Genomic DNA, 26,306 nt, shown 5'->3' on the forward strand with positions numbered 1-26,306 from the left:
AAGTCCCTACTAGTTGAGATGTAAATTATTTTAGTGGTATTTGCCACCAATTCTCCTTAACTTCTTTAGCTAAAGAACGCTTACTCCAATAACGTTGCTGTCTGACCATTTTAGATAATTTTTTTCGTTGATCAATTATCTTTTGCCTACACTGCCTAAGCTTGAAATTATCGAATTCAAGCTCAGAAGGACGAACAAAAATGCATAGAACATCTAAAGAAGCATCTACTGCATTGTCTTGAAGTGGGATACGTATTTTAAGGATATTTGAGGGAGCATGAAGTGATTGTATTTGTCCAGATAAAACTCCTTCAAAAAGTGAAGTAGGAATATAGCTGTTAATTAAACCGATCCTAAGGAGTTCAATATTAATTAAATGAGACAAGTTCCTTAGCCTAATAACTAATGAAGTTTCTATAGAATTTGCCCAATGAAAAATTTCTTCTGGCATCTCTGGGAGGAGAGAAGATGTGGATAGATCGTCGTTAAGGGTTGCCTTACTATCGCCAGAAATATCGTCATTAGTCTTCTTAGTATTATTATTAGAAGCAAATATATCTCCAGCCATAGAAAATATAGATTTAAATATATCCATATCATTTCTACTATTAATTCCTGGACTATATTCAATATCGTTAACAACACTATCGTTGCTGTTAAGAGGAAGGCCTGTATCTTTTCCTCGGTTTACGCTGTTAGTGGATTGGAATTGAGTAGTGTTAGATGTATCCCAAATATCAATATCTAATTTTTCACTAATAGGTAAGCCAAGTCCAAGCTCAATAGATTCTATAGTAGGTTTTGATTCTTCTAACAGTTCAGAGTTATTCTGTTCTTCTTTAGCAAGTTGGTTTTTAATATTGTCCAAATAATGCTTCTGTTCCTTCTCTACAGTATTAGCTAGATCAATTAAATGCTCTATTGTAATTAAGGAACAAGCTTTGTTAACGAGTTCATCTACTTTAGCCTGAAAAGAAACTTGGAAGCTCTTTTCGGGCATGTCACTTAAATGATTAGAACTTATATTTATTAACTCTATAACGGATTGGTGCACCACATTAGGCAAAGATTCTCTAAGGAATTGGAGATATAAGGCGTATAATTTGTATAAATCAGGCCTAAAAGATGCAGATTGCTTTCTAAGCAATTCAATTTGTTTAAAAGGATCTAAATTAGCCACTCAATTAATGTCGTTTATTTAATAATCAATTAGAGCTTATAGAAGCAACTTCTGCTGCAAAATCAGTCTCCTCAATGTCTATACCTTCACCAAGAGTGTATCTCGTGAATCGGCGGATCTTCACATTTTCTCCAATCTGACCAGCAACCTGCTTAACAAGTTGCTCTACCGTAATAGATGTGTCTCGAATAAAAGGCTGTTCAACCAAGGCTAGTTCTTTAAGTCTTTTAGCTATCCTTCCTTCTACAATTCTCGATTTGATTTGGTCAGGTTTACCGGATAAATCATCACGACCCATTTCAATAGATTTTTCTTTATTAGTTATTTCCAAAGGAATATCTTCTACAGTTACATATTCAACATTTGGGCAAGCGGCTATTTGCATTGATATATCCCTTAGTAATCCCTGAAACAAATCACCTCTAGCGACAAAGTCAGTTTCACAATTTAATTCGACTAAAACCCCTACTCGAGCACCTGTATGGATATAACTGCCAATTGATCCTTCTGCAGCAACACGACCAGATTTCTTTTCTGCACTAGCGATACCTTTTTGCCTAAGCCATTCATTTGCCTTAGTCATATCACCATCAGATTCAACAAGAGCTTTTTTACAGTCCATCATGCCTGCTCCTGTCTTGTCTCTAAGTTCTTTTACAAGCTTGGCTGTTATGTCCGGCATGGGTTTAGAAAATGTTTAGTAATAAGTGAATAAATTTGGCCGCTTATTTATAAATAGCTTTTGCGACAATAAAGCATATAAAGAGATAGTTATCTTGATCGTTGCCCCCCTCTGCCTTCATTTGAACCATGTCGACCTTCGTTTATAGCGTCAGCAAGTCTCCCTAGAACAAGTTGAACAGATCTAACAGCATCATCATTACAAGGAATAGGTACTTCACATAAGTCAGGGTCGCAATTTGTGTCAAGCATTGAAATCAATGGGATATCTAACTTTCTAGCTTCAAGAACTGCATTGGTCTCACGTCGTTGGTCAACAAGAACAACAACATCAGGCAATCTTTTCATTCCCTTCAGACCACCAAGATATTTTTGTAATCTTTCTAATTCATGGCGCAGAACCGAAGCTTCTTTCTTAGGTCTCATCGCTATAGCTCCGCTTGATTCCATTCTTTCAAGATCTTTAAGGCGATCAATCCTTGCTTTCATTGTGGTCCAATTAGTAAGCATTCCACCAAGCCATCTCTGGTTAACATAAGAAGCACCACATCTTGCCGCCTCCTGCGCTACGACTTCTGAAGCTTGCTTTTTAGTACCAACAAAAAGAAAACGCTTGCCACTTTTAGCGGCATTTCTAGTCCATTTGTATGCATTGTTCATGCAAACAGCCGTTTTCACGAGGTCTATGATATGGACTCCATTTCTTGCACAATATATATAGCGGGACATTTTAGGATTCCACCTTCTTGTCTGGTGACCAAAATGAGCACCAGCTTCCATCATCTCTGAAAGAGTTACAACAGCCATCTTTTTAGGTTTCGGGTTGGCCTCCACCTGACAGGGATTAGCTTTTAGGCTTTAAAGAAGTAAAAGCTAATGATCACCCGAAACAGTCAGGTGTGCGGAGTAAAAGTACTCAAGTAATCTATCAAAAAGTTTGATTTAACGCAGCCCAAGTTTCCTGGCTTCACGATAAATTGCACGAACCCCAATTAAGTTCAACGGAATTCGCAAAATCTCCATGGCCAATGCTGGGTAACCATATTTAATAAATATATAAAGTAAAGGTTTGATCCTAGATACATTAAAAAGGCCTCCAATTGTTAGTGTTTCCCATAGAACTCTGTGTAAAAATGTGTATTGAATAATAAAACGTACTCGAAGAGTTGGATGTTTTCGGTAAAAAACAAGTGCCATTTTTGCTCTTTCTTTCTCTACTCGTATCAAGTCGGGTATTTGAGACAACTTTAGAGATGGATGCCAGTGATAACCAACAGCGTTAGGACATTTAATAAGTCTTACACCCAAACTTCTAAGGCGCTCACCTAACTCTAAATCCTCCCAGCCATATAAAACAAATGCTGGGTCAAATAACCCTGCTGATAGAAGAACTTTCTTGTCAATTGCCACATTTCCTGTAGCAAAATAAGCCCATGACAAATCACTTAATTTATGGGGTTCGGAAATAGGATTATCAAAATTAGAAGTGTTGACAACAGCGCCGTAAGTAAAGCAATTTCTATTAGGATTTACTCTCCAAAACCTACTAAGAGAAAGGGCATGAGACTCTAAGAAAGAATCCGTTACGACTAAATCACTATCTATAAATACAATAACATCCCCTTTTGAATGTAAAACCCCATTATTGCGTCCTTGACCTGGACCTTGATGTTCTTGCTCTATCAAAGTAACATGCTTAAAAATATTCTTATTTTCCTTAATCCAGGCAGGTGTACCATCTGTAGAACCATCGTCTACTACTACAACCTCATAGTCATTAATTAATGCTGAATATTTCTGGTTTTCAAGCGCTATTAAGCACTTTTCTAAAATAGGCTTCCGATTGTATGTAGGGATAATTACACTTATATGCATGCTTGAGATTTTACTTTATGGTTATTTGTTCGAATTAATTTTTAGATCTAGAGAAGAACAAAGATATTTTAATGAATTAATCGGCGGCTCCACCATTATTTGCAGTGCCTGTAACACCATTACCTGCTCCTTCTCCACGAGAACTTAGTTTACGCTTCTTAAATTTTCTGGCATAGGCTCTATTCCTTTCTTGTTTTTCTTTCTTGAGATTTCTTCGCTTAGACATTTTTTAAAAGCTATGTCCGCTTACTTTACTCATGAAAGTGCAATTAATCTTCCATCTTCCATTTTTAAGAGACGATCTGCCACATCTAAAATCCTTGGATCATGAGTAACAATCAAAACCGCACAAGATTGCTCTAATGCAAGGCGTTTAAGTAATGAAACAACCTCTCTGCCTGTACCGCTATCAAGCGCAGCCGTAGGTTCATCTGCAAGCAACAATTTAGGTCTTGCAGCTAAAGCTCTTGCTATCGCAACCCTTTGTTTTTGACCTCCAGATAAATCGTGTGGAAGTTTATTCATATGTTCTGTGAGGCCAACTTCTTTTAACCAATTTCTAGATTGTTTCCTGCGATCTCTATAAGAAAACCCAGTTAGTAAATCAGCTCCTATTTGAACGTTTTGCTCTGCGGTTAAACATCTAAGAAGATTATGTCCCTGAAAAATCATTCCAATATTTCTTCGTAAGATTTGACGAGTTTTTCTTGATGAATTTTTAAGCTGTCTCCCTAAAACAAACAGTTGACCTTCCTGCACATTACGCAAAGCACCAATAAGAGTAAGCAAAGTAGTTTTCCCGCAGCCAGATGGACCAGTTAATAAAACAACTTCGCCGGGGGAAATTGTTAAAGAAATAGAATGTAGAACTTTCTTCTTCATTGATCCTTTGCCATACCAATGACTGAGTTCCTGAATATCAACAGAATGAGAATATAGATTCATTTAGTGAACTTAATTACTATTAATCATGATATTTAGAATTAAAAAATCTCGGCTGGATCTGCATCAACAAGCCTACGCATAGCAAAGAAAGCTGATGTCATACACATAAAAAGTATTAGTAAAAAAACTAGTAGCGCTCTCCCAGAATCCATTGCAACAGGTAATTTTGTAGAACTTCTAACTAATGCATACAAACCTTGACCACTCAAATAAGCAGGTATATAACCTAAAACAGAAAGGAACAAACCTTCTCTAGCAACCACACCAAATAGCGTTTTCAAACGATATCCCATTGCCATTAAAGTTGCATATTCTGGCAAATGGTCACTAACATCACTATATAAGATTTGATAAACAATTACACAACCAACTATAAATCCCATTCCAGCTCCAAGAGTGAAAATAAATCCTATTGAAGTACTACTCCGCCAATAATTTTTCTCAAATTCGATAAAATCATCTCTTGTTAAAACTTTTACATCATTGGGCAAGATAGATGTTAATGATCTAACAACATTTTCCTTATTAGCAGATGGATTTAATCTGACAAGTCCTATTTCTATACTCCCAGGAGAAGTACTTGGTAAAAGATGCAAAAAGGTTTCTCTACTAGTAATTAAATTTCCATCAGCTCCAAAAGATGGTCCTAAACTAACTAAACCTACAACGCGCACACTTTTACCAGCCACTTCTGTATCAACTGTTTTGCCTTCCTGGAACCATTTAGCAACTGGTCCAAATTCATCTCTAGATAAAACATCAAACAAAACTCGGCCTTTACTATTAAGCAAGAGTGCTTTTGAAGCAAAGTTTGGTTCAGTTAAAAGTGCATCATTAGGTTCAAAACCAAGAGCGAGTATTGATCTGGTGGATAATGTTTGAGGGTTCCTCCACAAAAGAAAATTCCAATTAACCGGTGTAATCCCAATTACATCTTTATGAGCCATGGTTTGAACAAGTCTTCTTCTGGGAAATCCACTCATGCTGATTGAACTCATTGAGCGTGGACTCATTAATACCAAGTCAGCATCAAATAGTTTATGAACAGTCACGCTTGCATCAAACAATCCATCTCTAAACCCCAACTGCATAAACATAAGAATACCTGCGAAACATATTCCTGCTATTGCTACAACTAAACGTACAGGTTGGCGAGTTAAAAGTAACCACGCCAGTGGAATTCGCCTATTTATCCAAAATTTTATATTCACTGTGAGCTAAATCTGGCAATAACTTTCATGCCACTAAATCTTGAAACTCTTGCTGATGATGATTCTTCAAGAATAACTCGTACTTCAACAATCCTTGCATCTGCGTCTCCTGTTGGGTCTGTTGATAAAACTTTTCGTTGCCGAATTTGAGGGCTAATTTTAGAAACATATCCGTAAAGAGTTCCATCAAAACCTCCATTTTCACTAATTAAAGTTACTTGTTGATTAACGATTACCCTGTTGATATCGGATTCATAGACTTCAATCAAAGCTTCCATAACGTCAATTGATCCAACTTGTAAAACACCTTCTGAGCCTGGACGTTCTCCTACGCGTGAGTTAATTCGTAAAACTATGCCATTAATTGGACTCTTTAATTGTGTATGACTCAGGTCAACTTCTATTCCTTTAATCTCAGCAACTATTTGTTGTTTCTTACCAAGCAAGATTTGTAGAGTATCTTCCTTAGATTCTGAAAGTGATTCTGAAGATGCTCCTTCTTGAGAAGTTTTCTTGTATCTGGCCACTTCTCGTTCTTGAAAAAGTATATTGCTATTTATTGTTTGCAACTGAACTCGACTAATTTCTAGATCTGCCAAAAGTCTGTATCTATTATCAAAAATGGCAAGTATTTGTCCTTCTTTAATTGGATCACCTTCCTCTACATATAATTCTGCAATTCTAGGTGTGCCACCGAAACTACTAACAGGTGCAGCTAATACTCTTGATTCTCCCTTGGGGGTTAACTGCCCAAGAGCTGCTACTGCTTCAACTACCCTTACCGCACTTAATGAAACAGGAGCTTCTTCAGGGAGGGTCTCATTCTTTCTATTTAAAATTAGAACTGCAACTATTAATAGGATTCCTATGGTAGGGAACCAAATGGTTTTCAAATTAATTTTTCTAAGAAATCTTTCGGACAATTGAAAAGAACCATATCTATATATTCGTCTGCCCAATTTGGACCAAACGTCTTCGCTAGAACATTGCGGGTCTTGTCGTTGCGTTTTTGTTGAAGGCAATAATTCCTCTGCCTATTATATCGTGCAATCGTGAGTGGTGAAGATACTGAATCGGGCTTAATGGATTTAGCATTAAAAATTAGTATATCCAAAAACCAATTAACTATCTCTTGAAAGCTCTTTTTTTCTGAACTCCCCTGTGGTCTTATAAATAGCACGTAATCAGAAAAGATATCTCCCCATTCAGGTAGTTTTCTAGTATTTTTAAAAAATGGGAAATTCAATTCTTCTAAATTCTTCCTTATAGAACTAGGAAGTGATTCATCAACAGGAGATAGATCAACTATTGCAGCAGAAATGCCATCTATTCCTGCAACAATATCCACTCCGAAGATGGGGAGATCAAACCTTGGGTCGGGAAAGAAAACACAGTGTAATATTTCCAAGGCTGACCCAATCTTTGCTATTTCCAAATGAATCTTTCTGAACCCAATAGATTTGTGAACCTCATTGACAATAAGTAATTCATCGTCTGCCAGCTTTCCATATATATTCCTTAGTTTTGGATCTAAGTCCAAGGGAATTAAATCTGTCAAGCCGTTTCTCTTCAGCCTGATTAGATTTGAAACTGACTCTAAAAGAGGTTCCAGAGTTAAAAGTTATAGAAACAAGTAATCAAGAATATGCCAAAAAGGTTCAGAATGGAACATCAAATAAATCTAAAAAATTGATCCAAGGGCCGACAGTAGAAATGTGGTCTCTAGACAACGGGGCTAGATGTGTCTCTGTTTTTATGAAAGAGGCCCCTATTACATGTATTGATTTCTGGTGCAAAGCAGGAAGTTCCTTTGAGAAGAAAGGTGAGGAAGGCATGGCACATTTCCTAGAACACATGATATTCAAAGGGACAAATCAATTAAAAGAAGGGGAATTTGACTTAAAGATTGAAGCTTTAGGAGGAGCAAGTAATGCAGCCACTGGATTAGATGATGTTCACTTTTATGTATTGGTACCTTCTGAAAATGTTGAACAGGCCGTTCAATTGCTTACTCACCTCGTGCTTTCGCCGTCTATTAATCACAAAGCATTTAATTTGGAGAGGGATGTGGTGTTAGAAGAAATTGCTCAAAGTAACGATCAGCCAGAAGATCAGATATTTGAAATTTTCCTAGAAAATTGTTGGGAAGAACATCCGTATGGTAGACGTATATTAGGTAATCCTAAAAGTCTGAGGAATATAACTCCTAACTCATTAAGAAAATTTCATAGAAATTTCTATCGAGCGAATAATATTACCTTATCAATTGCAGGGGAAATTCCATCAAACATAAAAGAAATTATTAATAATACTGAGTTAAGTAAATTGACTTCTCAACAAAATTTGGAAGCAGGAGAGACTTTATCAAAACAACTAATTTTCTGCTCTGGACACAAAGAAATAGAAATAAGAAGGCTAGAATCTGCGAGGATATTAATGGCATGGCCAATTCCACCAGCAAGTGATCAGATGAAAATAATGGGTTACGATATAGCAACGACTATTCTTGGCGAAGGTAGGCGTAGTCGTCTTGTACATAAATTAAGAGAAGAACTTCAAATTGTAGAATCTATAGATGTGGATATAACAGCACTTGAACAAGGTGGAATAGTTATTTTAGAGGCCTGTTGTATAGAAAGTAATTTAAGGGAAGTTGAAGATGAAATTAATAAAATTCTAAAAGATAGTTTTAATAATCCACCTAGCGAAAAAGAATTAAAACGAGCATGTCAACTGGTCCAAAACAGCCTGTGCTTCGGCCTTGAATTACCAAGTCAAGTTGCATCATTAGCAGGAGTCCAAGCGCTATGGTCAAGAAATCAACCCCTCCTTAAACCTCTAGAATACGTAAGTACATGGTCTAGCAATTTATTGACAAAGAACATATTTAATCATTTGAAGCCTGAGCTCGGGTTCACACTACTAGCTAAACCTAAAGGCAAAAATTAATGTCACCCGTTCAGTTACTTCTTGATCCACGAAATACAACAGGCATTCTAGCGGGAAAGTTATGGATAAGAGAAGGAAGCCGAGCAGATCCTTATTCTAAAAAAGGCCTGCATCAAATACTAGGTGGCGTAATCAATCGAGGTTGTGGTCCTTATAACCACATAGAAGTAGCAGATTTAATTGAAGGCTCTGGGGCTGAATTGAGATGCGATACATTTGAGGATGGCTTGTTAATAAGTCTCAAATGTGCTGCAAAAGATCATTCAACAATATTACCTTTACTAGGATGGATGATTACATCTCCAATTCTTGAGACTAGTCAAATTAATATTGAACGTGAGTTATCTATTCAAGGATTAAAAAGACAAAATGAGAGTCCTTTCCACCTAGCCTTCAATAGCTGGAGGGAACTTGTCTACAAAGGTTCGGTATATGGTCATGACCCTTTAGGTAGTATTGACAATATAGCACTCATAAACAGAGATGATATTGTAGGCAAAGCAAAAAAATTACCTAGTAGTGAAAAGACATTAATTCTTTCTGGTTCAATACCTGAAAGTTACATTGATGACATATCAACAATTGGAAAAATAAATCTTTTAACCAATGGAGCGTCAAATGTTTCAGAGAGACAGAATGAGATCGAAAAATTTAAACAAGAAGAAGATAAGCAGACGATAGTGCTAACAAAGCAAGATATATCTCAAGTTGTACTCATACTTGGAACAAAGACGATAGCTCATTCTCATAATGATGATTTACTACTCAGACTTTTAAGTTGCTATTTAGGTTCAGGGATGTCGAGCTTACTATTCAGAAAATTGAGAGAAGAGTATGGAGTTGCATATGACGTAGGGGTATATCACCCTATTAGAGAATATAATGCGCCTTTTATAGTGCACGCATCTACGACTAAAGAAAAAGCAAATAAATCTTTCGAACTTCTTATATCCTGCTGGAGGAGCTTAATGGAAAATGAGTTATCTGAAGACGATATGCATTTGATAAGAGCAAAATTTAAAGGGAACATGGCACAAAATTCACAAACTATTAGTCAAAGAGCTGAGAGGAAGGCTCAGCTAATGGGATTCAAAATGAGAGTTGATTATGATGAGACTTGCATTGACAGAATAAATTCAATAACTTCCAAGGAAATAAATCAAATAGCAAACAGATATTTACAAAAACCTAAGCTTAGTATCTGTGGCCATCAAAATTCATTAAACAAAATTCAATCCCAATGGCTACATAAGCCTTTCTAGTTGTCTCATTATACAAGAGATAAGTTATCTAACGGTATTAAGAATGTTCCTCTTCTGAAACGAACTTCAACTAAATTGATTGCTCTTAATCCAACGACAACTCCAAACTCATCCATGGAAACCAAGTCTGGAGGCCTGAGCATAGGCATTGGATCAGTAGTCTTCAAATAAGGCAGAGCAATTGTCAATGAGACCCTATCTCCAATTGATACCTTCATGTAACTGAAACGGTTAAAATTTGAATCTTTATTCAAATATAATTCATCATTCAAACTACATAAGTTGGTTTGTTGAGAAAAAAAATATATTTCTATTGCTAGCAAATCTGGTTTTGGTATTGCAGGATAATAGTAATTGCCTACGACTGTTGAAAGTCTTATTTTTATGGAGTGGGGCTATAGCAGGATTGCTCTTCATAATAATGGGTATGATGATACCTACTGCTTTACTAGTTCCAAAAACTGATTTATCCGCGAATATAATAGCTCTCCCTAGCAGCTGGCAAATACCTGCTTTAATGATTACTGGTTTAGTTTGTGGGAAAAAGACAGGGTTCATATCTACAGTTGCCTACCTTGTCATTGGCATTTTTTATTTGCCAATCTTTCATGGGGGGGGGAGTACAGGTTATTTGATGACACCAGAAATGGGTTATCTAATAGGGTTTATTCCAGCAATATGGCTTGTAGGTCAGCTCTCAGAAAGTAAAAAACAAACTTCACTAATTGAGCTAACTTATTATGCACTTTTAGGATTATTGGTAATACACTCAGTTGGCATTGTCAATATAATCTTTGGGTCATTAACCTCTAGATGGTCTGAGGGTTTTTTATATCTTATTTATATATATACTATCTCTACTTTGCCATCCCAATTTATAGTATGCCCAGCTATAGCAATAATTTCTAAAAGTCTTAAATTCATATTAGTAAGATGAATAAAAGTCACATAATTAATAGAAACTATATTCTTTTAATAGGCTGTCTCGTTGCTTTAATAGACCAAATTAGCAAGTTCTTTATTTATTCAATTCTAAAAGATGGAGAAATATTTGTTGTATTACCAAAATTGATTCAATTTAGAATAGCAAAAAACTATGGTGCGGCTTTTAGCATACTTTCTAGCTCTACTCTACTACTAGCCATAATAAGCTTAATAGCCTCAAGCGTTATTATAATTTATACCCGCTATGCTAAGCCCATGCATAAATTGCAAGGGCTAGGTCTATCATTTCTATTAGGAGGATGCATTGGGAATGGTATCGACCGATGGTTATTAGGTTATGTCATTGACTTTATAGACTTAATACCCATAGACTTTCCAATATTTAATATTGCAGACATTGCAATTAATATAGGAGTAATTCTGCTCTTTTTGAGCAAAATAATAAAATCAAAGGGATACAATCATATTCGTCATATTTAGACAACTTAAACACATGATAAGAACTTCCTGAAAATGAAAAGACGCAATAAGAAAATAATAGTTGTGATAGTCGGATTATTTTTAGTCCTAATCCTCTCTGGAGTAATAGCAGCAATACTTAAACTGATCAATCCATTATCAGTAGTACTTACATGCTTCTTTCTAGGATTACTTTTTTATCAGAAAGGTTGGTTTTGGTGGAAAAATTTTGTAATTAACAATATTATAAATCCTTACAAAAAGGGTTCCCCAAAACAAGTACCTAAAGATAGAAGGCAAGCTGCTCAGAAAAGCCTAGAAAGTATCGATAGGCTTATCGAAAGGATACAAAGTAAAGTTGAGGCCGAAGCTTTAAACCAACGAAAACAATTAGTAGAGGAAGAACTATTAAGAGGAGATTTAGTAATAGTTTTATTTGGGAGTGGATCAAGTGGGAAAACTTCTCTTGTAAGATCAATGCTTAATGAAATTGTAGGTGAAGTTTCTGCAGAGATGGGAACCACTAAAAAGAGTCAGGTATATAGAATGAGATTAAAGGGTCTAAGCAGAGGGATTCAAATAATTGATACACCTGGCATCTTAGAAAGCGGAGATATTGGGCTCGATCGAGAAAAAGATGCGCTATATAAAGCTAGACATGCAGATTTAATAATCGTTGTCGTGGACACAGATTTACGAGAACTTGAAATGAAATTAATTTCCAGTCTTGCTAAAGGAGGAAAGCGCCTACTGTTAGTGCTTAACAAATGTGATTTAAGAGGGGAAGAGGATGTAAAAAGGCTCTTATTACTCCTAAGGAAACGTACAAGTAATTTTATAAGTCCTAAAGAGGTGATCCCTGCGACTGCTTCGCCTCAATCGATCCCTATGCCAGGAAGTTACCCAATACAACCAGTCCCAGAGATTGACCTACTAATTAAACAAATTTCGAGGGTATTGCATGAAGAAGGTGAAGAGCTGATAGCTAACAATATTCTTTTGCAATGTAAAAATCTTGGAGATTCAGGTAGACAACTTCTTAATTTACAACGAAAAAAAGTCGCCATAGAGTGCGTAGACCGTTATGCATGGATTAGCAGTGGAGTTGTTGTTATAAATCCACTGCCAGGTGTTGATCTGATTGGCGCAGCGGCAGTTAATGGCCAAATGGTAATGGAGATTTCACGAATCTTTGGAGTAGAGTTAACTAAGATGCGTGCTCAAGAATTAGCTTTGTCAGTTGGGAGGACTCTTGCAGGACTTGGAATTGTAAAGGGTGGTGTTTCACTTATAAGTAACTCTTTAAATTTAAGTCTACCGACTCTATTAATATCACGTGCTATTCAGAGCATTACAGCTGCCTGGCTTACGAAGGTTGCTGGAGAAAGCTTTATAACTTATTTTGGACAGGACCAAGATTGGGGTGATGGTGGCATACAAGAGGTCGTTCAAAAACATTATGATTTAAATAGTAAGGATTTAAATCTAAGGATTTTCATAGAAACAGCATTAAAACGTGTTGTAGAGCCCTTAAAGAAAAAGGAAAGGAAGGAGTTGCCACCATACCGAATGCCTCAGGGGGAGGAGGAGCCATAGGACCTCTCGCATCAAGAATTACAATAAGGATCAAGTAAATGAATGCTATTAAGACTGAAAAAGCTCCAGTAATTATTGCAACAATTTTACCTCGCTTATTCTTTTCACTCATAATAAGTCTATTGAGAATTATTTATTAAAGATGCAAGTTTATCTAGATGCTCAAATTTAGTATTTGGATTACCCATTACAGCCTTTAAATAATATCTACCTTTGTGGAATGGCCTTGAAAGCATAAAATTACAAGTGATCAGATCCTTCTTAGTTTTAAGTGCCCATTTTTCAGCATCGTAAGTGTTTAAATCACTGGGAGTAAATGAAATTAAATGCAAAGGTCCAGAAATTATATTTAACAAGTTAGCATCCAATTTTTCTTGGAAATATGTTCTTCTCTTAAGAGAACTACTAAGAAGAAAAGAGATGCCATTCTCTCCAAGTTGACGAAGGCCAAGCCAAAGTTTAAGGATTTCGGCTGGCCTAGACCCTTGGAGCCCAATTTCTCCTCCATGAGGAGAATCCCCCCAAGAAGGCTCAATATATGGAAACCCAATAGAAAAACAGGAAGAAAGTTGTGTGGCATTTGCCACTAGCAATAAAGAAGATGTCTTTGCAATTCCGATTAGTTTCTGAGGATTAATAGTAACTGAATCAGCTAAACCCAAACCTGGCACAACAGAACTAGTGTCATCAGATAAAGCAAAGACTGCTCCAATTGCTCCATCAACATGCAACCAAAGATTTTCTTGTTTACATAGGGTAGAAAGTGATGCTATCGGATCTACAGCTCCTCTAACAGTTGTTCCTGCTGTAGCTACTACTGCGAAACACTTGCGACCTTGGGCTCTTGAATTAATGATTTCTTGTCGCAAAGATTCAATAATGATTTCGCCATTTGAGTCCGTTGGAATTTCACATAAGGCATTTTGTGGAAGACCAATTATCTTAATAGCCCTGGAAATAGAAACATGAGCATCGCTACTAGCAAAAACAACAATATTAGAATCGTAAGAAAGGTCCAATTGGTGCCTGGCCAAAACTAAACCCATAAGATTACTTAAACTTCCTCCGCTAGCTGCTACGCCACCAGCTGATGCGGGCATCCCAATTTTTCGAGCAATCCACTTGCAAAGATTTCTCTCTAATTTTGAAAGACTTGGAGATAGTTCTTCAGCTAATAGGTTGTTATTAAGTCCAGCGCATATCATATCGCCAACAATAGAAGCAGAAAGTGGAGGAGGGTCTAAATGAGCTAATGCGCCAGGATGAGAAGGTTGATATGAGCCATTCATAACTTCCTGAATATCATCCAACAATTCTTTATAAGAAAGACCTTCTACACGAGGGGCAATTTCAGGTAAATATCTATAAGTTGGTAAAGGTCCAGTTTTATTAGCACTTGAGAACCACCTGCAAAGTTTTTCAGAAGCATCTTCTAAAAATGACTGCAAGTCTGGATCAAATTGATCTGGTGACGGGAAATAATCCAATTCTGGATATTTGACTATATCTTTGTTGCCAATCAATAGTTAAACAAGTTCAACAACCATTCTCCAACGTTGAAGCTTTATTTATCAATGTATATTCGTAAATTATGCAAATAGCAAAACCTATCGAGCTTGAAGAAACAAAAACAAGATCCTGGATGACTAGACTGCTGAAGAGGGCAAGTGCATTAGGAGACGAAGGTGAAGTTCCTGTAGCAGCAGTAATTCTGAACGAAAGAGGGCATTGTATTGGACATGGAAAAAATACAAGAAATGAAAATCGTGACCCATTAGGTCATGCTGAGTTAGTGGCTCTTCGTCAGGCTTCCTTATTAAAAGATGATTGGAGGTTTAATGAATGCACATTAATTTGCACTCTTGAACCATGCCAAATGTGTGCAGCGGCACTCATACAGGCAAGGATGGGTAAAGTTATTTTCGCGGCTGAAGATAAAAAGAGAGGTGGGTTAGGAGGAAGTATTGACCTATCAAAACTGAAGAGTTCTCACCACAAAATGGAAATTGAAAGAGGGGTACTTCAATTTGAAGCCGAAATACTTTTAAGTTCTTGGTTTAAGGCACAGCGTGAAAAAAAACGGATATCACGCCTTAAATTTGGGTATTTCTGATTTGAAAATATCTAATATTTTCTCAACATTGGTACTCGTAGAGTTATATCCCATCAAACCGATTCTCCAAACTTTACCTGCAAGTGTTCCAAGCCCTCCTCCTATTTCAATGCCAAAATTATTTAACAAGTGAGTAGCAAATGCTTTGCCATCAACGCCTTCTGGAATTCGAACTGTTGTTAGGGTCGGCAAACGTAATTCCTCTTTTACATGGGGATGTAAACCGATTTCTTCCAAACCATGCCAGAGATTTTCTGCATTCTCTCTGTGCCTTTCCCATGTATTTTCTAAACCTTCCTCCATCAGCAAACGAAGAGCTTCTCTCATCCCAAAATTCATATTTACAGGGGCCGTATGGTGATAAACCCTGTCACTACCCCAGTATTTATTTAATAAAGAAACATCTAAATACCAATTTGGTACTTTATCTGATCTGTTATTTAATTTCTCCTCAGCTCTTTCATTCATAGTGAAAGGACCCAAGCCAGGGGGGCAACTTAATCCCTTTTGGCTACAGCTATATGCAAGGTCAACCTTCCAATCATCTAAGAACAGAGGTACACCACCAAGAGAAGTAACAGTATCTAAAAGAAGCAAGCAATTATGACTTCTGCAAAGTTCACCTATCCCTTCCATAGGCTGACAAACACCTGTTGAAGTTTCAGCATGAACTAAAGCAAATAAAGAAGGTTTATATTTTAAAAGAGCAGCTTCTATTTCTTCTAGAGAGAAAGCTTCTCCCCAGTTTTTTTCTATGGTGTCGACTTTTGCTCGGTATCTGCTTGCCATATCTGAAAGCCTGTTACCAAAATAGCCTTTAACACCAATTAAAACTTGGTCACCTGGCTCAATTACATTCGCAATGGTTGCCTCCATTGCAGCACTTCCTGTCCCACTCATAGGAAGGGTTAACCTGTTTTTTGTTTGCCAGGCATATCTCAATAACTCCTGAACTTCCGCCATAAGACTTACATAGTAAGGATCTAAATGGCCTACAGGTTGATTTGAGATTGCTTTTAAGACTTCAGGGTTTGAGTTTGAAGGGCCTGGGCCGAGCAGAAGCCTTTCAGGAACAATAATTTTGTGCACAGGTAATCTGTGAGATTTATCAACTGAGGGGATGGCTTTTGTAGTCGTCAAGACCAGAAAGAGCTTATCTATTACATGAGCCTAAACACCTATAGGCCAGGTCGTGAATTTCTTTTAGGTATTGCAATGGGTAATAACTGTTTTTTACGGAAAAAAGCATGTAAATAATAAAAAAAAATAAGAAGAGATGGCTTTTTATGAGGAAAGTGTGCAAAAAGGTACTTATTGATACAAAACTAGTTACGAACGCTAATTACTTTCAGATCAATAAGGTTTTATAAAAATCCATGAGCAAAACCCCTAGAGAAGTTCTCAGTCAAATCAAAGATGAAGGCATAGAACTTATAGATCTAAAATTCACAGACATCCACGGGAAGTGGCAGCATTTGACCGTAACGTCAGATATGGTCGACGAGGAAGCCTTTCAAAGCGGTCTGGCGTTTGACGGGTCATCAATTAGGGGTTGGAAAGCTATAAACGAGTCTGATATGGCAATGGTGCCAGATGCCAGTACTGCATGGATAGATCCCTTCTATCGTCATAAGACTCTCAGTCTAATTTGTTCTATACAAGAGCCAAGAAGTGGTGAGCCTTATTCAAGATGCCCAAGAGCATTAGCCCAAAAAGCACTTTCATATTTATCCTCAACTGGTTTGGCCGATTCAGCTTTCTTTGGTCCTGAACCCGAGTTTTTTATATTTGATGACGTCAGATACAACTCAAGTGAAGGCAACTCGTTCTATAGCGTTGACACTATTGAGGCACCTTGGAATACAGCGAGAGTGGAAGAAGGAGGTAATTTGGCGTACAAAATTCAATACAAAGAAGGGTATTTCCCTGTAGCCCCAAATGATACAGCTCAAGACATTAGATCTGAAATGCTTCTATTGATGGCTCAATTGGGAATTCCAATTGAGAAGCATCATCACGAAGTGGCTGGACCTGGACAACATGAATTAGGAATGAAGTTCGCTTCATTGATCAATGCAGCGGACAATGTCATGACCTACAAATACGTAGTCAGAAACGTTGCCAAAAAGTATGGGAAAACAGCAACATTCATGCCTAAGCCAGTGTGGAATGACAACGGTACAGGAATGCATGTACACCAAAGCCTATGGAAGGGTGGTCAGCCTTTATTCTTTGGAGAGGGGACATATGCAAACCTTTCTCAGACTGCTAAATGGTATATAGGAGGAATTCTGAAACATGCACCTTCTTTCCTTGCTTTTACAAATCCAACAACAAATAGTTATAAGCGATTAGTTCCAGGATTCGAAGCCCCAGTTAATTTGGTTTACTCACAAGGTAACCGCTCTGCAGCTGTGAGAATTCCCTTAACTGGTCCAAGCCCAAAAGCAAAAAGGTTAGAGTTCCGATCAGGTGATGCTATGGCAAATCCATACTTAGCTTTTAGTGCAATGATGATGGCGGGAATAGATGGAATAAAAAATCAAATTGATCCTGGTGATGGAGTAGATGTAGACCTTTTCGAGCTTCCCTCAGAGGAACTAGAGAGAATTTCTACAGTACCTTCATCTTTAAACGACGCATTAGACGCTCTCAAATCTGACAATGAATACCTCACAGCTGGTGGTGTTTTTGATCAAGACTTTATAAATAACTTTATAGAAATAAAGTATGAGGAAGTTCAACAGCTAAGACAGCGTCCACATCCTCATGAATTCTTTATGTACTACGATGCATAAAATAGTACTTTATATAAAATTTAAAGCTGAACAATAGAGCAGAAAGGGTCTAATTACAAAGCTTAGTTAGACCCAAGTAAATTTATACATGAGACTTAAAAAATTGATCAAATTCTCATCAAATCTATTTACGAATAAGTTAAGAAAACTAATAGTTCTTATCGCTGCAATAACAACATCTATATACTTTTCCTCAAAATATATTCAACATGAAAAAGAAGAGAGGCTTCAAAAAAGTGCAGGAGATTTATTAATCTTCAACAAGAAGCTTGAATCTCTAGAAGAGCAGATGGAAAAGCTGAATTGGGAATCAACCTGCAAAGAATCCATAACTGCTGCAAATTTGATTAAAAGAAACAAATATGAATTTCAGATACTTGAGCCGAATTACTCCTGGGACGAGATCAGGGAGGTCCTATTGATGATCCCCAAAGAATTCTGTAAATTGTAAGAATTTGATTTACAAGAATTGATGATTTCTGCTAAAAAGCGCATTGATCCTCTCGGAAAATAAGAAAATCTGCTGGAATATAAGCAGCAAATAACTTCATGGCAGAACAGAATCTTACAAAACTCGCCTATCTAACCCTTCAACAAGGCAAAAGCCTTGCTGGCTTAGCACATAAAGGACTCAGTACAAAGTTAATGGAATTTTTTGCGCCTGAAGCAATTCCACAAACAACACAGGTAGGGAAGGATTTACTTGAGGAACTTCGCAAATCAATGGCAGAGCTGGAAAAAACAGATTGGAACGAAGCGGAGTTAGGCCTGTATCCAAAATCATTATTATTCGAAGCCCCATGGCTTGAATGGTTTGCAAAGTATCCGTTAGTTTGGCTTGATATGCCTTCTACATGGAATAGAAGAAGAAAAAACAACATCAAAGATCTACCAAAAGATGTTAATAAAACAAATTATCCAGAATATTACCTACAAAACTTTCACCACCAAACCGATGGATATTTAAGTGATTATTCAGCAGAAATCTACGATATTCAGGTAGAGATATTATTTAATGGTACGGCAGATTCTATGAGGAGAAGGATAATTGCCCCACTAAATAAGGGGTTAAATAAATTTAAAAATAATCACCAATCGAACTTAAAAGTAATTGACATCGCAACAGGTACTGGCAGAACACTTCAACAGTTAAGGATAGCATTCCCAAAATTAGAACTTTTAGGATTAGATCTTTCTGGTGCCTACTTAAAAAAAGCAAGCAAATATTTAAATAACAGAGAAGGAGATATGGTTCAATTAATAAAAGGCAATGCAGAAAAAGTACCTTTGCCTGACGATAGTGTTCATGGCATAAGTTGCGTTTTCTTATTCCACGAACTACCAAGACAAGCCAGACAAAACGTTATCAATGAATGTTTTAGAATACTTCAACCAGGCGGAACCATAGTAATAGCTGATTCTATTCAAATGAGTGATTCTCCTGAATTTATTCCTGTAATGGAGAACTTTAGAAAAATCTTTCATGAGCCATATTATTTAGACTATGTCAAAGATGATATAAATCAGCGAATGGAAGACGCAGGCTTTATAGACCTGGATAGCAAATCTCATTTCATGACAAGGGTATGGTCGGCTGAAAAACCTATCTAAAAAAATCTATTTTCTCAAAAGCTCCAAAACACTTTTGTCTTCAAGAGTACTTGTATCTCCTTTAACCTCATCCCCAGCAGCAAGAGATCTGAGTATCCTGCGCATAATTTTCCCACTTCGAGTTTTAGGTAATGAATCTGTAAAACGAATTTCCTCCGGCTTAGCGATGGCTCCAATTTCCAATCCAACATGAGTCCTTAATTGATTAACTAAATCGGAGCTAGGGACAGTCGCCCCCTCTAAAGTCACGAAAGCTACGATTGCTTCTCCTTTCAATTCATGTTCTCGTCCAACAACAGCTGCCTCTGTCACTGATGGGTGACTTACTAAAGCAGATTCGATTTCCATAGTTCCTAAACGGTGACCTGAGACGTTAATTACATCATCTACTCTTCCCATAACCCAAAAATAACCGTCGGAATCCTTTCTTGCACCATCCCCAGCAAAGTACATTAATTCTCCTTTACTAGATTTCAAATATTCCCAATAACTTTCCCTAAACCTTTTTTCATTTCCATGAATAGTTCGCATCATTCCTGGCCAAGGCTTTTTGACTACTAAATAACCTCCGTGATCTGCCGGAACAGAGTTGCCCTCTGAATCCACGATATCAGCATCTATCCCAGGTAAAGGTAAAGTAGCTGATCCAGGCTTAGTTGGCGTTGCACCTGGAAGAGGACTTATCATTACACCACCGGTTTCAGTCTGCCACCATGTATCTACGACTGGGCACTTATTTCCTCCGATAACATCTCGATACCATATCCATGCTTCAGGGTTAATCGGCTCACCTACTGTCCCAAGTAATCGCAAAGTAGACATATTATATTTATCTGGTATTGATCGTCCCGCTTTCATGAATGCCCTAATCGCTGTAGGTGCAGTGTAGAAAATACTAACCTTATGCTTCTCAATAACTTCCCAAAATGCACCGGGATTAGAGGGACGTGGAACACCCTCATACATAAGGGTAGTTGCTCCATTGGAAAGAGGTCCGTAAACAATATAACTGTGACCAGTTATCCACCCAACATCTGCAGTACACCAATAGATATCGTTATCGCGAATGTCAAAGATCCACTGAAATGTAAGGTGAGCCCATAAGTTATACCCTGCTGTTGTATGAACTACTCCTTTTGGTTTACCTGTTGATCCTGAAGTATATAAAACGAATAATCTATCTTCGCTATCCATATATTCTGGCAAGCAGAAATCACTTTGCATCGGCACGATATCCTGCCACCAGATATCTCGTCCAGATTCCATAGTGATTGAATCTTTTGTTCTTTCAACAACTAATACGGATTTAACGCTTGGACAAGCATTCTCAGCCAAAGCTGCATCGACAGCAGATTTAAGAGAGATAATCTTATCTTTCCTATAACCGCCATCAGCAGTGATGACAACTTTTGCCTGACCATCTATTAATCTATCCCTTAAAGCTTCTGCAGAAAAACCTCCGAAAACTACTGAATGCGGCGCTCCAATTCGAGAACATGCCAACATTGCTATTGCAGCTTCTGGAACCATAGGCATATAAAGGGCAACTAGATCTCCCTTATTAACACCAAGTTCTTTTAGTGCATTTGATGTCTTACATACCTCTTTTAGTAGCTGGTTATATGTAAAACGTCTAACTTCACCAGGCTCACCTTCCCAAATAATTGCTTCTTTATCACCATTTCCATTTGAGATATGTCGGTCTAAGCAATTAAATGAAATATTTGTCTTGCCACCTTCAAACCATTTAGCAAAAGGAGCATTAGACCAATCAAGAACGGTATGAAAAGGCTCAAACCAATGTAATTCTTTTAAAGCTGCATCTCCCCAAAATTTATCCGGGTCATTATTTGCCTCTTTTACCAATTTTTCATATGAATCAATACCCTTAATCCTTGCTTGGTCAACATCATGCGAAGCAGGTTCAAATACTCGTTCTTCTTGTAGAACCGACTCAATAGAAATAGATGGGTCGGAAGGCATGACACTAATGTAAAAGAGTAGCAGGAGGCTATTAAGCCATTAATTTCATTTTAGAAAAAATACCCAAAGGATATATAAAATCTTTTAAACATACATACTTTTATAAACAAGCTATAAACTCAAAATTATTATTCATGTTATTAACTGAGTAAAAGCAAATAAAGAGGTTAAAGGAAGAAAAACAAGTTCTTCAATTAAATATTATTTAATAAATTCTACTTAAAATAAATTCTGGCAACTCAAGAAGTGCTCTTTGAGATGCTGATTCAGGGATCCATTTTATGGATTCATAGGAATCCTTAGCCAATCCCTCCGCCAAAGCCCTTGACCGTTTTATGGCTTGAGAGTTTCTAACTAGGTCTAAAGCTTGATCTAAATCCCCTTCTGAAGAAAACTCTCTAGCAATTAAAGTCTCTAGGAATGGATGTTCCTCAATAGCATAATGAACTGGAGCGGTTAGATAGCCACTAGCCAAATCAATAGAAGCTGGTTTGCCTAATTGCTTATCATTACCTGTAAAATCAAGGATGTCATCAACAACTTGGAACGCCAAGCCAAGCTGTTTACCAAAATGATATAGAGATTTTATATGATCACTAGAAATATCACTTAGCACACCAACTGCCTGCGAACTATTAGCTATTAAAGAAGCTGTTTTACAATAACTTTTTTCTAGATAAGTGGAGAAACTTTGCCCAGAATCAAACCTATATAAGCCTTGCTTGATTTCGCCTTCAGCAAGATCCATGATTACCCTGCTAAGAAGCTTTACTACTTCAAGGTTATCCAAATTGGCAAGATGCCAACTTGCTTGTGCAAATAAAAAATCGCCAGCTAATACTGCAACACGATGATTGAACCTATTGTGAACCGTTTGGACTCCTCTACGAGTAGAAGCCTCATCTACCACATCATCATGGACTAAGGAAGCGGTATGAATCATTTCAGTAATTTCAGCCAAACGCCTATGCTTTGGTGAAAGTTGACCATCAGGAGAAAGAGCTCTCGCTAGAAGAAGAACAATTCCAGGCCTTATTCGCTTTCCACCTGCACTAAACAAATGCTCAGCAGCCGCTTGCAGTATTGGATGGCCAGCACCAATTAAACTTCTCAGATCTGTAAGCAAATGCTCTAGATCCAGTTCTACAGGTTGAAGTAGTTCTGTAACAGTGGCCATACAAATCCTTTCTATAAAGATATTAGAAGACACAAGCCTTTTTTCGCAGAGAAACTAATTCAACTTTTGGTCGGATACCCAACCAATACTGTGCCCTACTTGCAAAACCCTCAGGATCTGATGTAACAGAAAAGCTAACGTTTGAAAAACTGGGGGGTGTATCTAAGGCAGTAGATGGAATTCCAAACAAGTCATCTAATCTCTTAGCAAGATCAATTGCGGGATTCAACAATTCAATGTTTTTAGGGAGTAACTCACGGAGAATATTTGCCAATAGAGGGTAATGGCTACAACCAAATAGAACTATTTCCACATCAGATTGAATAAGAGGCTCTAAGTATTTTCTTGCATATTTATACATATCTTCTGTATTTATTTGTCCAGTTTCTATCAAAGGGACAAATGCAGGGCAACCTTGTTCAATAACGAATATATCTGGGTTTATGGATTTTATTTTTTTAGTATAACCATGTGATTTCGCTGTTGAAGTTGTAGCCAGAACTCCAATTCTGGATTTCAGAGAACATTTACTTATGGAATCTATAAGGCCAAACACTGGTACTGAAGAATGTTCTTTAACGATATCCATTGCAAGTGAATTCGTAGTATTACAAGCTACAACCAGAGCACTTATTTCCTGTTGATCCAACCATTTGACAACTTCAAGAGCAATGTCTCTTATTTCAGTTGAACTCCTTGTGCCATAAGGGATTCTGGCTGTATCACCTAAATAGATTGCATTCAAATTTGCATGACGTTGCAAAATACTCTTGAGGACGCTAAAGCCGCCTACCCCACTATCAAAAAGTCCTAAAGTGGATGTCAATAAGCCTCCTTCAGATATTTGAGTATGCCTTTAGAAATTGCAAAAGCAACCCTTTTAAGATGATCTGCTTGCGAAAGACTTCTTGCATCATCTATACCTGTTAAGAATCCAATTTCCACCAGAGCTGCAGGCATATTTGTCCTTCTTATAACGAAAAACCTACCTTGTCTAACTCCTCTATCAGGAGATTTAGGATCAGCTTTTAAGATCTCATTTTGAATATTCTTGGCTAATTTGAAACCTTGGTATCCAGAAAAATAATATGTTTCTAAACCATTTACATCCTTTTGAAAGCCTCTAGATGCATTTGCATGAATACTTACAAAAACATCTGCTCCTATTCTATTAGCCATATTAACTCTTGGAGGTAAATCTAAATCTATTTCAGAATTTCGAGTTAATTTAGCCTTAACCCCTTTCTTATAAAGGATATCTACTACTTGCTTAGAAACATCTAAAACAATTTCCGACTCTCTAAGACCACCAATACCAATAGCTCCTGAGTCAGGTCCTCCATGGCCAGGGTCAATTACAACAAGAAATCGATTTTTAGTGACATTTGGAAGAGCTGAAAGCTTTAGATTCTTGAATGGTTTTAAGGAAGAATATCTTGAGGATTTTGGTAAAGCCTTACTTATATTACCCTCACCAATCTGCTTCAAACCCCTAGCAGGAAGAGTGATGAAATCAAGTTCCCATCGATCAGGAGCTGTTCCCTTCAAAATCAACTTGTATGGGTTTATATCAACATATGGGTTGAATTCAATAACAAACCTAGTGAACCCATCTTTTGGCTTGCCAAGTCGTATTTCTTTGATAGGACCATTCCCAGGGAGAGTCCTAGGTCGTATCAATTCCCCTGGAAAATCAATCCAAACACGGTCTCCTTTACCATCACTAGAAGATTGATAGAAGGCTTTTAACTTCGTATCCCTAGCTGTCCTAAATTCAAGGACTCCATTACTTCTAATTAGCCATGCAGCTAATGAACTTGCTGCCTCAGAAGACAATGGAAAAACTAAATTGCTAACCGCTACAACACTTGAAAACACACAAGAAACTAATCCGAATTTAGAAATACGCATTAATTTAAAAAAGTTCTGATTTCCTATGCTTAATACTTGGCATTTGCTCTCTTATACTTTTAACTCTTGAATTATCAACAGGAGCTATAGCAGCCCCCTCCTGAACTCCAGCATCTGCAAGGACGGTACCCCAGGGGTCAATTATCATTGCATGACCATGGCTTTGTCTCCTTCGATAATGTTCTCCAGTTTGAGCTGGTGCTACAACATATGCTGTATTCTCAATAGCTCTTGCTTGAAGTAAAACTTGCCAATGATCCTTGCCTGTATATGCAGTGAAAGCTGCTGGAATAAATAAAAGTTCTGCTCCTTGATCAATAAGGTGTCGATACAATTCGGGAAAACGAACGTCATAACAAATAGACAGCCCTACCTTGCATAAGCCAGGAACGTTTATAACAGAAGGCAATTCAGTACCAGAAACAATTGTTTCAGACTCTCTATATTTATTTCCATCAGGAAGATCAACATCAAAAAGATGGATTTTGTCATACCTACCTAATACCTGACCATCACGACTAATCAGTTCTGACCTATTTATAGTTCTCAATCCATCTCCTGAAGGAACAGGGTAGCCCCCGCCCAAAAGGACAATTTGATATCTTCTAGCCATAGTTACCAAAAACCTTTTGCACTTATCTGCCAAAGAAGATGCAATTTCTATACGTTTTTGGTCATCTCCGATAAAAGCAAAGTTTTCAGGCAAGCCAATCAAATCTGCACCCCTACGAGCTGCAATCTCAATTTGTTCTTCTGCTGCAGATAAATTCGCATCAACATCTGAAGTGCTTGTCAATTGCAAGGCTGCTGCCAAAAAGTCCGTCAAGATTTTAAAAGCAATAAAACTTAGATCTCATAATGAACGTAGTACACCAGGTTCTTTCTGAGAAGGAACAACTTCAATTTTATCTAGGGCTGAACAAGTCGCAAAATCATCATCATGGTTTCCAAGTCTTTCCAGTCTTTGTCCATGAGTAGCTTTGCGTAAGCAACCTTCTAGATCATTTTTCCAATAAGCCCAAAGGGACAATGCAGAATTAAGTTCATCATTCAAAATATTTACATTAATTGAATCCTTTTCTAAAAGGTAAGAGGCAAGAGAACCAGCGGCAAGAGAGTCTTCTAAAGAATAAGAACCTTCCCATCCACTACCAAGTAAATAGACTTCTTCTGGCTTTTTAGATAGCAACTGATCAGCAACAGCTTTCCTATTTATTAATGACATGGTGTATAGAGAAGGAACTTCTTTTAACCGGCTCAAAGACCGTGTCCCATTTGTAGTACTCATAAAAAGCCTTTTGCCTTTTACCAGATCACTTGTTACATCATTAGGTGAATTACCTAAATCAAAGCCTTTTAAAGGTTTACCACCTCTTTCTCCTAAAAGAATTTTTGATGAATTTGGCCAATTTGAAGCAGATTTTTTAAGATCTTCAATATCAGCAAAGGTTTCAACAGAATCTGCTCCGTTATTTAGAGCACATGCAATTGTTGTTGTAGCCCTAAGAACATCAATCACAACGGCAGCCTGAGGCAGATGCCCTAAAGGAACATCATTAGACACATGAAAATAAAAAAGGTTCATACTCACAATTTGTCGCTTACTGCGT

Annotated in this window: 27 protein-coding genes; 9 read left to right on the forward strand and 18 right to left on the reverse strand. The window is 37.3% G+C overall.

Features of this window, described 5'->3' with window-relative positions; all coding sequences use genetic code 11:
* Positions 1 to 25: 25 nt before the first annotated feature.
* From O5635_RS02265 to O5635_RS02305, 9 genes are all read right to left on the reverse strand, one after another.
* The gene (locus O5635_RS02265) at positions 26 to 1,180 is read right to left on the reverse strand and encodes a hypothetical protein (RefSeq protein WP_052043010.1); all 1,155 of its coding nucleotides are present in this window, start codon (positions 1,178 to 1,180) and stop codon (positions 26 to 28) included.
* Positions 1,181 to 1,205: 25 nt separating this feature from the next.
* The gene (gene tsf, locus O5635_RS02270) at positions 1,206 to 1,862 is read right to left on the reverse strand and encodes a translation elongation factor Ts (RefSeq protein WP_036902787.1); all 657 of its coding nucleotides are present in this window, start codon (positions 1,860 to 1,862) and stop codon (positions 1,206 to 1,208) included.
* Positions 1,863 to 1,951: 89 nt separating this feature from the next.
* Entirely contained in the window at positions 1,952 to 2,668 is a 717-nt protein-coding gene (gene rpsB, locus O5635_RS02275; protein ID WP_036903669.1) for a 30S ribosomal protein S2, read from the reverse strand.
* A 135-nt stretch (positions 2,669 to 2,803) separates the two neighbouring features.
* Positions 2,804 to 3,736 carry a glycosyltransferase family 2 protein gene (locus O5635_RS02280; RefSeq protein ID WP_036902784.1) on the reverse strand — a complete coding sequence of 311 codons (933 nt, stop codon included), beginning with the start codon at positions 3,734 to 3,736 and terminating at the stop codon, positions 2,804 to 2,806.
* A 76-nt stretch (positions 3,737 to 3,812) separates the two neighbouring features.
* Positions 3,813 to 3,962, reverse strand: a complete 150-nt coding sequence (locus O5635_RS02285) for a hypothetical protein (RefSeq protein WP_152557314.1) — start codon at positions 3,960 to 3,962, stop codon at positions 3,813 to 3,815.
* A 29-nt stretch (positions 3,963 to 3,991) separates the two neighbouring features.
* Entirely contained in the window at positions 3,992 to 4,681 is a 690-nt protein-coding gene (locus O5635_RS02290) for a DevA family ABC transporter ATP-binding protein (RefSeq protein WP_036902781.1), read from the reverse strand.
* Between the two features lie 38 nt (positions 4,682 to 4,719).
* Complete coding sequence (devC, locus tag O5635_RS02295; protein ID WP_036902778.1) at positions 4,720 to 5,892, reverse strand: ABC transporter permease DevC; 1,173 nt, start codon at positions 5,890 to 5,892, stop codon at positions 4,720 to 4,722.
* Positions 5,889 to 6,785, reverse strand: a complete 897-nt coding sequence (locus O5635_RS02300) for an HlyD family efflux transporter periplasmic adaptor subunit (protein ID WP_269607826.1) — start codon at positions 6,783 to 6,785, stop codon at positions 5,889 to 5,891. The genes devC and O5635_RS02300 overlap by 4 nt, the downstream gene beginning before the upstream one ends.
* Positions 6,782 to 7,450, reverse strand: coding sequence for a phycocyanobilin:ferredoxin oxidoreductase (locus O5635_RS02305; protein WP_241462973.1), 669 nt, complete (start codon positions 7,448 to 7,450; stop codon positions 6,782 to 6,784). Before O5635_RS02305 ends, O5635_RS02300 begins: the two co-directional genes overlap by 4 nt.
* Before the next feature lie 26 nt (positions 7,451 to 7,476).
* On the opposite strand from O5635_RS02305, the gene O5635_RS02310 reads away from it, so the two are divergent.
* The gene (locus tag O5635_RS02310) at positions 7,477 to 8,841 is read left to right on the forward strand and encodes a M16 family metallopeptidase (protein WP_241462972.1); all 1,365 of its coding nucleotides are present in this window, start codon (positions 7,477 to 7,479) and stop codon (positions 8,839 to 8,841) included.
* The gene (locus tag O5635_RS02315; protein ID WP_036902774.1) at positions 8,841 to 10,103 is read left to right on the forward strand and encodes a M16 family metallopeptidase; all 1,263 of its coding nucleotides are present in this window, start codon (positions 8,841 to 8,843) and stop codon (positions 10,101 to 10,103) included. Before O5635_RS02310 ends, O5635_RS02315 begins: the two co-directional genes overlap by 1 nt.
* 8 nt (positions 10,104 to 10,111) lie before the next feature.
* Here the strand turns inward: O5635_RS02315 and O5635_RS02320 are convergent, their stop codons facing one another.
* A complete protein-coding gene (locus O5635_RS02320) occupies positions 10,112 to 10,321 on the reverse strand; it encodes an NAD(P)H dehydrogenase assembly family protein (RefSeq protein WP_036902772.1) in 210 nt (69 codons plus the stop codon).
* Positions 10,322 to 10,530: 209 nt separating this feature from the next.
* On the opposite strand from O5635_RS02320, the gene O5635_RS02325 reads away from it, so the two are divergent.
* From O5635_RS02325 to O5635_RS02335, 3 genes are read left to right on the forward strand one after another with little or no spacing between them, the layout of a single operon-like run.
* Positions 10,531 to 11,040, forward strand: a complete 510-nt coding sequence (locus O5635_RS02325; RefSeq protein WP_241462971.1) for a biotin transporter BioY — start codon at positions 10,531 to 10,533, stop codon at positions 11,038 to 11,040.
* The gene (gene lspA / locus O5635_RS02330) at positions 11,037 to 11,528 is read left to right on the forward strand and encodes a signal peptidase II (protein WP_036902770.1); all 492 of its coding nucleotides are present in this window, start codon (positions 11,037 to 11,039) and stop codon (positions 11,526 to 11,528) included. Before O5635_RS02325 ends, lspA begins: the two co-directional genes overlap by 4 nt.
* Positions 11,529 to 11,561: 33 nt before the next feature.
* Positions 11,562 to 13,103 (forward strand): YcjF family protein, encoded by a 1,542-nt coding sequence (locus tag O5635_RS02335; protein WP_036902767.1) that lies wholly within the window; start codon positions 11,562 to 11,564, stop codon positions 13,101 to 13,103.
* 119 nt (positions 13,104 to 13,222) lie between these two features.
* Here the strand turns inward: O5635_RS02335 and O5635_RS02340 are convergent, their stop codons facing one another.
* Positions 13,223 to 14,626: a pyridoxal phosphate-dependent decarboxylase family protein gene (locus O5635_RS02340; protein ID WP_241462970.1), complete on the reverse strand. Its 1,404-nt coding sequence runs from the start codon at positions 14,624 to 14,626 to the stop codon at positions 13,223 to 13,225.
* Between the two features lie 68 nt (positions 14,627 to 14,694).
* Between O5635_RS02340 and O5635_RS02345 the strand changes: the two genes are divergently transcribed.
* Entirely contained in the window at positions 14,695 to 15,216 is a 522-nt protein-coding gene (locus O5635_RS02345; RefSeq protein ID WP_052043007.1) for a nucleoside deaminase, read from the forward strand.
* On the opposite strand, the gene O5635_RS02350 is transcribed toward O5635_RS02345, so the two are convergent.
* Positions 15,190 to 16,356: a pyridoxal-phosphate-dependent aminotransferase family protein gene (locus O5635_RS02350; RefSeq protein ID WP_036902761.1), complete on the reverse strand. Its 1,167-nt coding sequence runs from the start codon at positions 16,354 to 16,356 to the stop codon at positions 15,190 to 15,192. The genes O5635_RS02345 and O5635_RS02350 overlap by 27 nt on opposite strands.
* A gap of 236 nt (positions 16,357 to 16,592) precedes the next feature.
* On the opposite strand from O5635_RS02350, the gene glnA reads away from it, so the two are divergent.
* The 3 genes from glnA (at position 16,593) to O5635_RS02365 (ending at position 19,625) form a co-directional block, all read left to right on the forward strand.
* Positions 16,593 to 18,014 (forward strand): type I glutamate--ammonia ligase, encoded by a 1,422-nt coding sequence (gene glnA / locus O5635_RS02355; RefSeq protein WP_269607831.1) that lies wholly within the window; start codon positions 16,593 to 16,595, stop codon positions 18,012 to 18,014.
* 88 nt (positions 18,015 to 18,102) lie between these two features.
* Positions 18,103 to 18,465 (forward strand): hypothetical protein, encoded by a 363-nt coding sequence (locus tag O5635_RS02360; RefSeq protein ID WP_036902757.1) that lies wholly within the window; start codon positions 18,103 to 18,105, stop codon positions 18,463 to 18,465.
* 98 nt (positions 18,466 to 18,563) lie between these two features.
* Positions 18,564 to 19,625 (forward strand): class I SAM-dependent methyltransferase, encoded by a 1,062-nt coding sequence (locus tag O5635_RS02365; protein WP_036902754.1) that lies wholly within the window; start codon positions 18,564 to 18,566, stop codon positions 19,623 to 19,625.
* Positions 19,626 to 19,631: 6 nt separating this feature from the next.
* Here O5635_RS02365 and acs read toward each other — a convergent pair whose 3' ends face one another.
* From acs to O5635_RS02395, 6 genes are all read right to left on the reverse strand, one after another.
* On the reverse strand, positions 19,632 to 21,608 hold the full coding sequence (gene acs / locus O5635_RS02370; RefSeq protein ID WP_269607834.1) for an acetate--CoA ligase: 1,977 nt from the start codon (positions 21,606 to 21,608) through the stop codon (positions 19,632 to 19,634).
* 205 nt (positions 21,609 to 21,813) lie between these two features.
* Positions 21,814 to 22,785 (reverse strand): solanesyl diphosphate synthase, encoded by a 972-nt coding sequence (sds, locus tag O5635_RS02375; RefSeq protein ID WP_036903658.1) that lies wholly within the window; start codon positions 22,783 to 22,785, stop codon positions 21,814 to 21,816.
* A gap of 22 nt (positions 22,786 to 22,807) precedes the next feature.
* Positions 22,808 to 23,611 carry a glutamate racemase gene (gene murI, locus O5635_RS02380; RefSeq protein WP_036902750.1) on the reverse strand — a complete coding sequence of 268 codons (804 nt, stop codon included), beginning with the start codon at positions 23,609 to 23,611 and terminating at the stop codon, positions 22,808 to 22,810.
* Entirely contained in the window at positions 23,608 to 24,696 is a 1,089-nt protein-coding gene (locus O5635_RS02385) for an N-acetylmuramoyl-L-alanine amidase (protein WP_036902748.1), read from the reverse strand. The genes murI and O5635_RS02385 overlap by 4 nt, the downstream gene beginning before the upstream one ends.
* A 4-nt stretch (positions 24,697 to 24,700) precedes the next feature.
* Positions 24,701 to 25,522: a carbon-nitrogen hydrolase family protein gene (locus tag O5635_RS02390; RefSeq protein WP_036902746.1), complete on the reverse strand. Its 822-nt coding sequence runs from the start codon at positions 25,520 to 25,522 to the stop codon at positions 24,701 to 24,703.
* Between the two features lie 27 nt (positions 25,523 to 25,549).
* Complete coding sequence (locus O5635_RS02395; RefSeq protein WP_036902743.1) at positions 25,550 to 26,281, reverse strand: 2-phosphosulfolactate phosphatase family protein; 732 nt, start codon at positions 26,279 to 26,281, stop codon at positions 25,550 to 25,552.
* Between the last annotated feature and the right edge of the window lie 25 nt (positions 26,282 to 26,306).

This window comes from Prochlorococcus marinus str. MIT 0919, assembly GCF_027359375.1.
Lineage (GTDB): Bacteria > Cyanobacteriota > Cyanobacteriia > PCC-6307 > Cyanobiaceae > Prochlorococcus_D.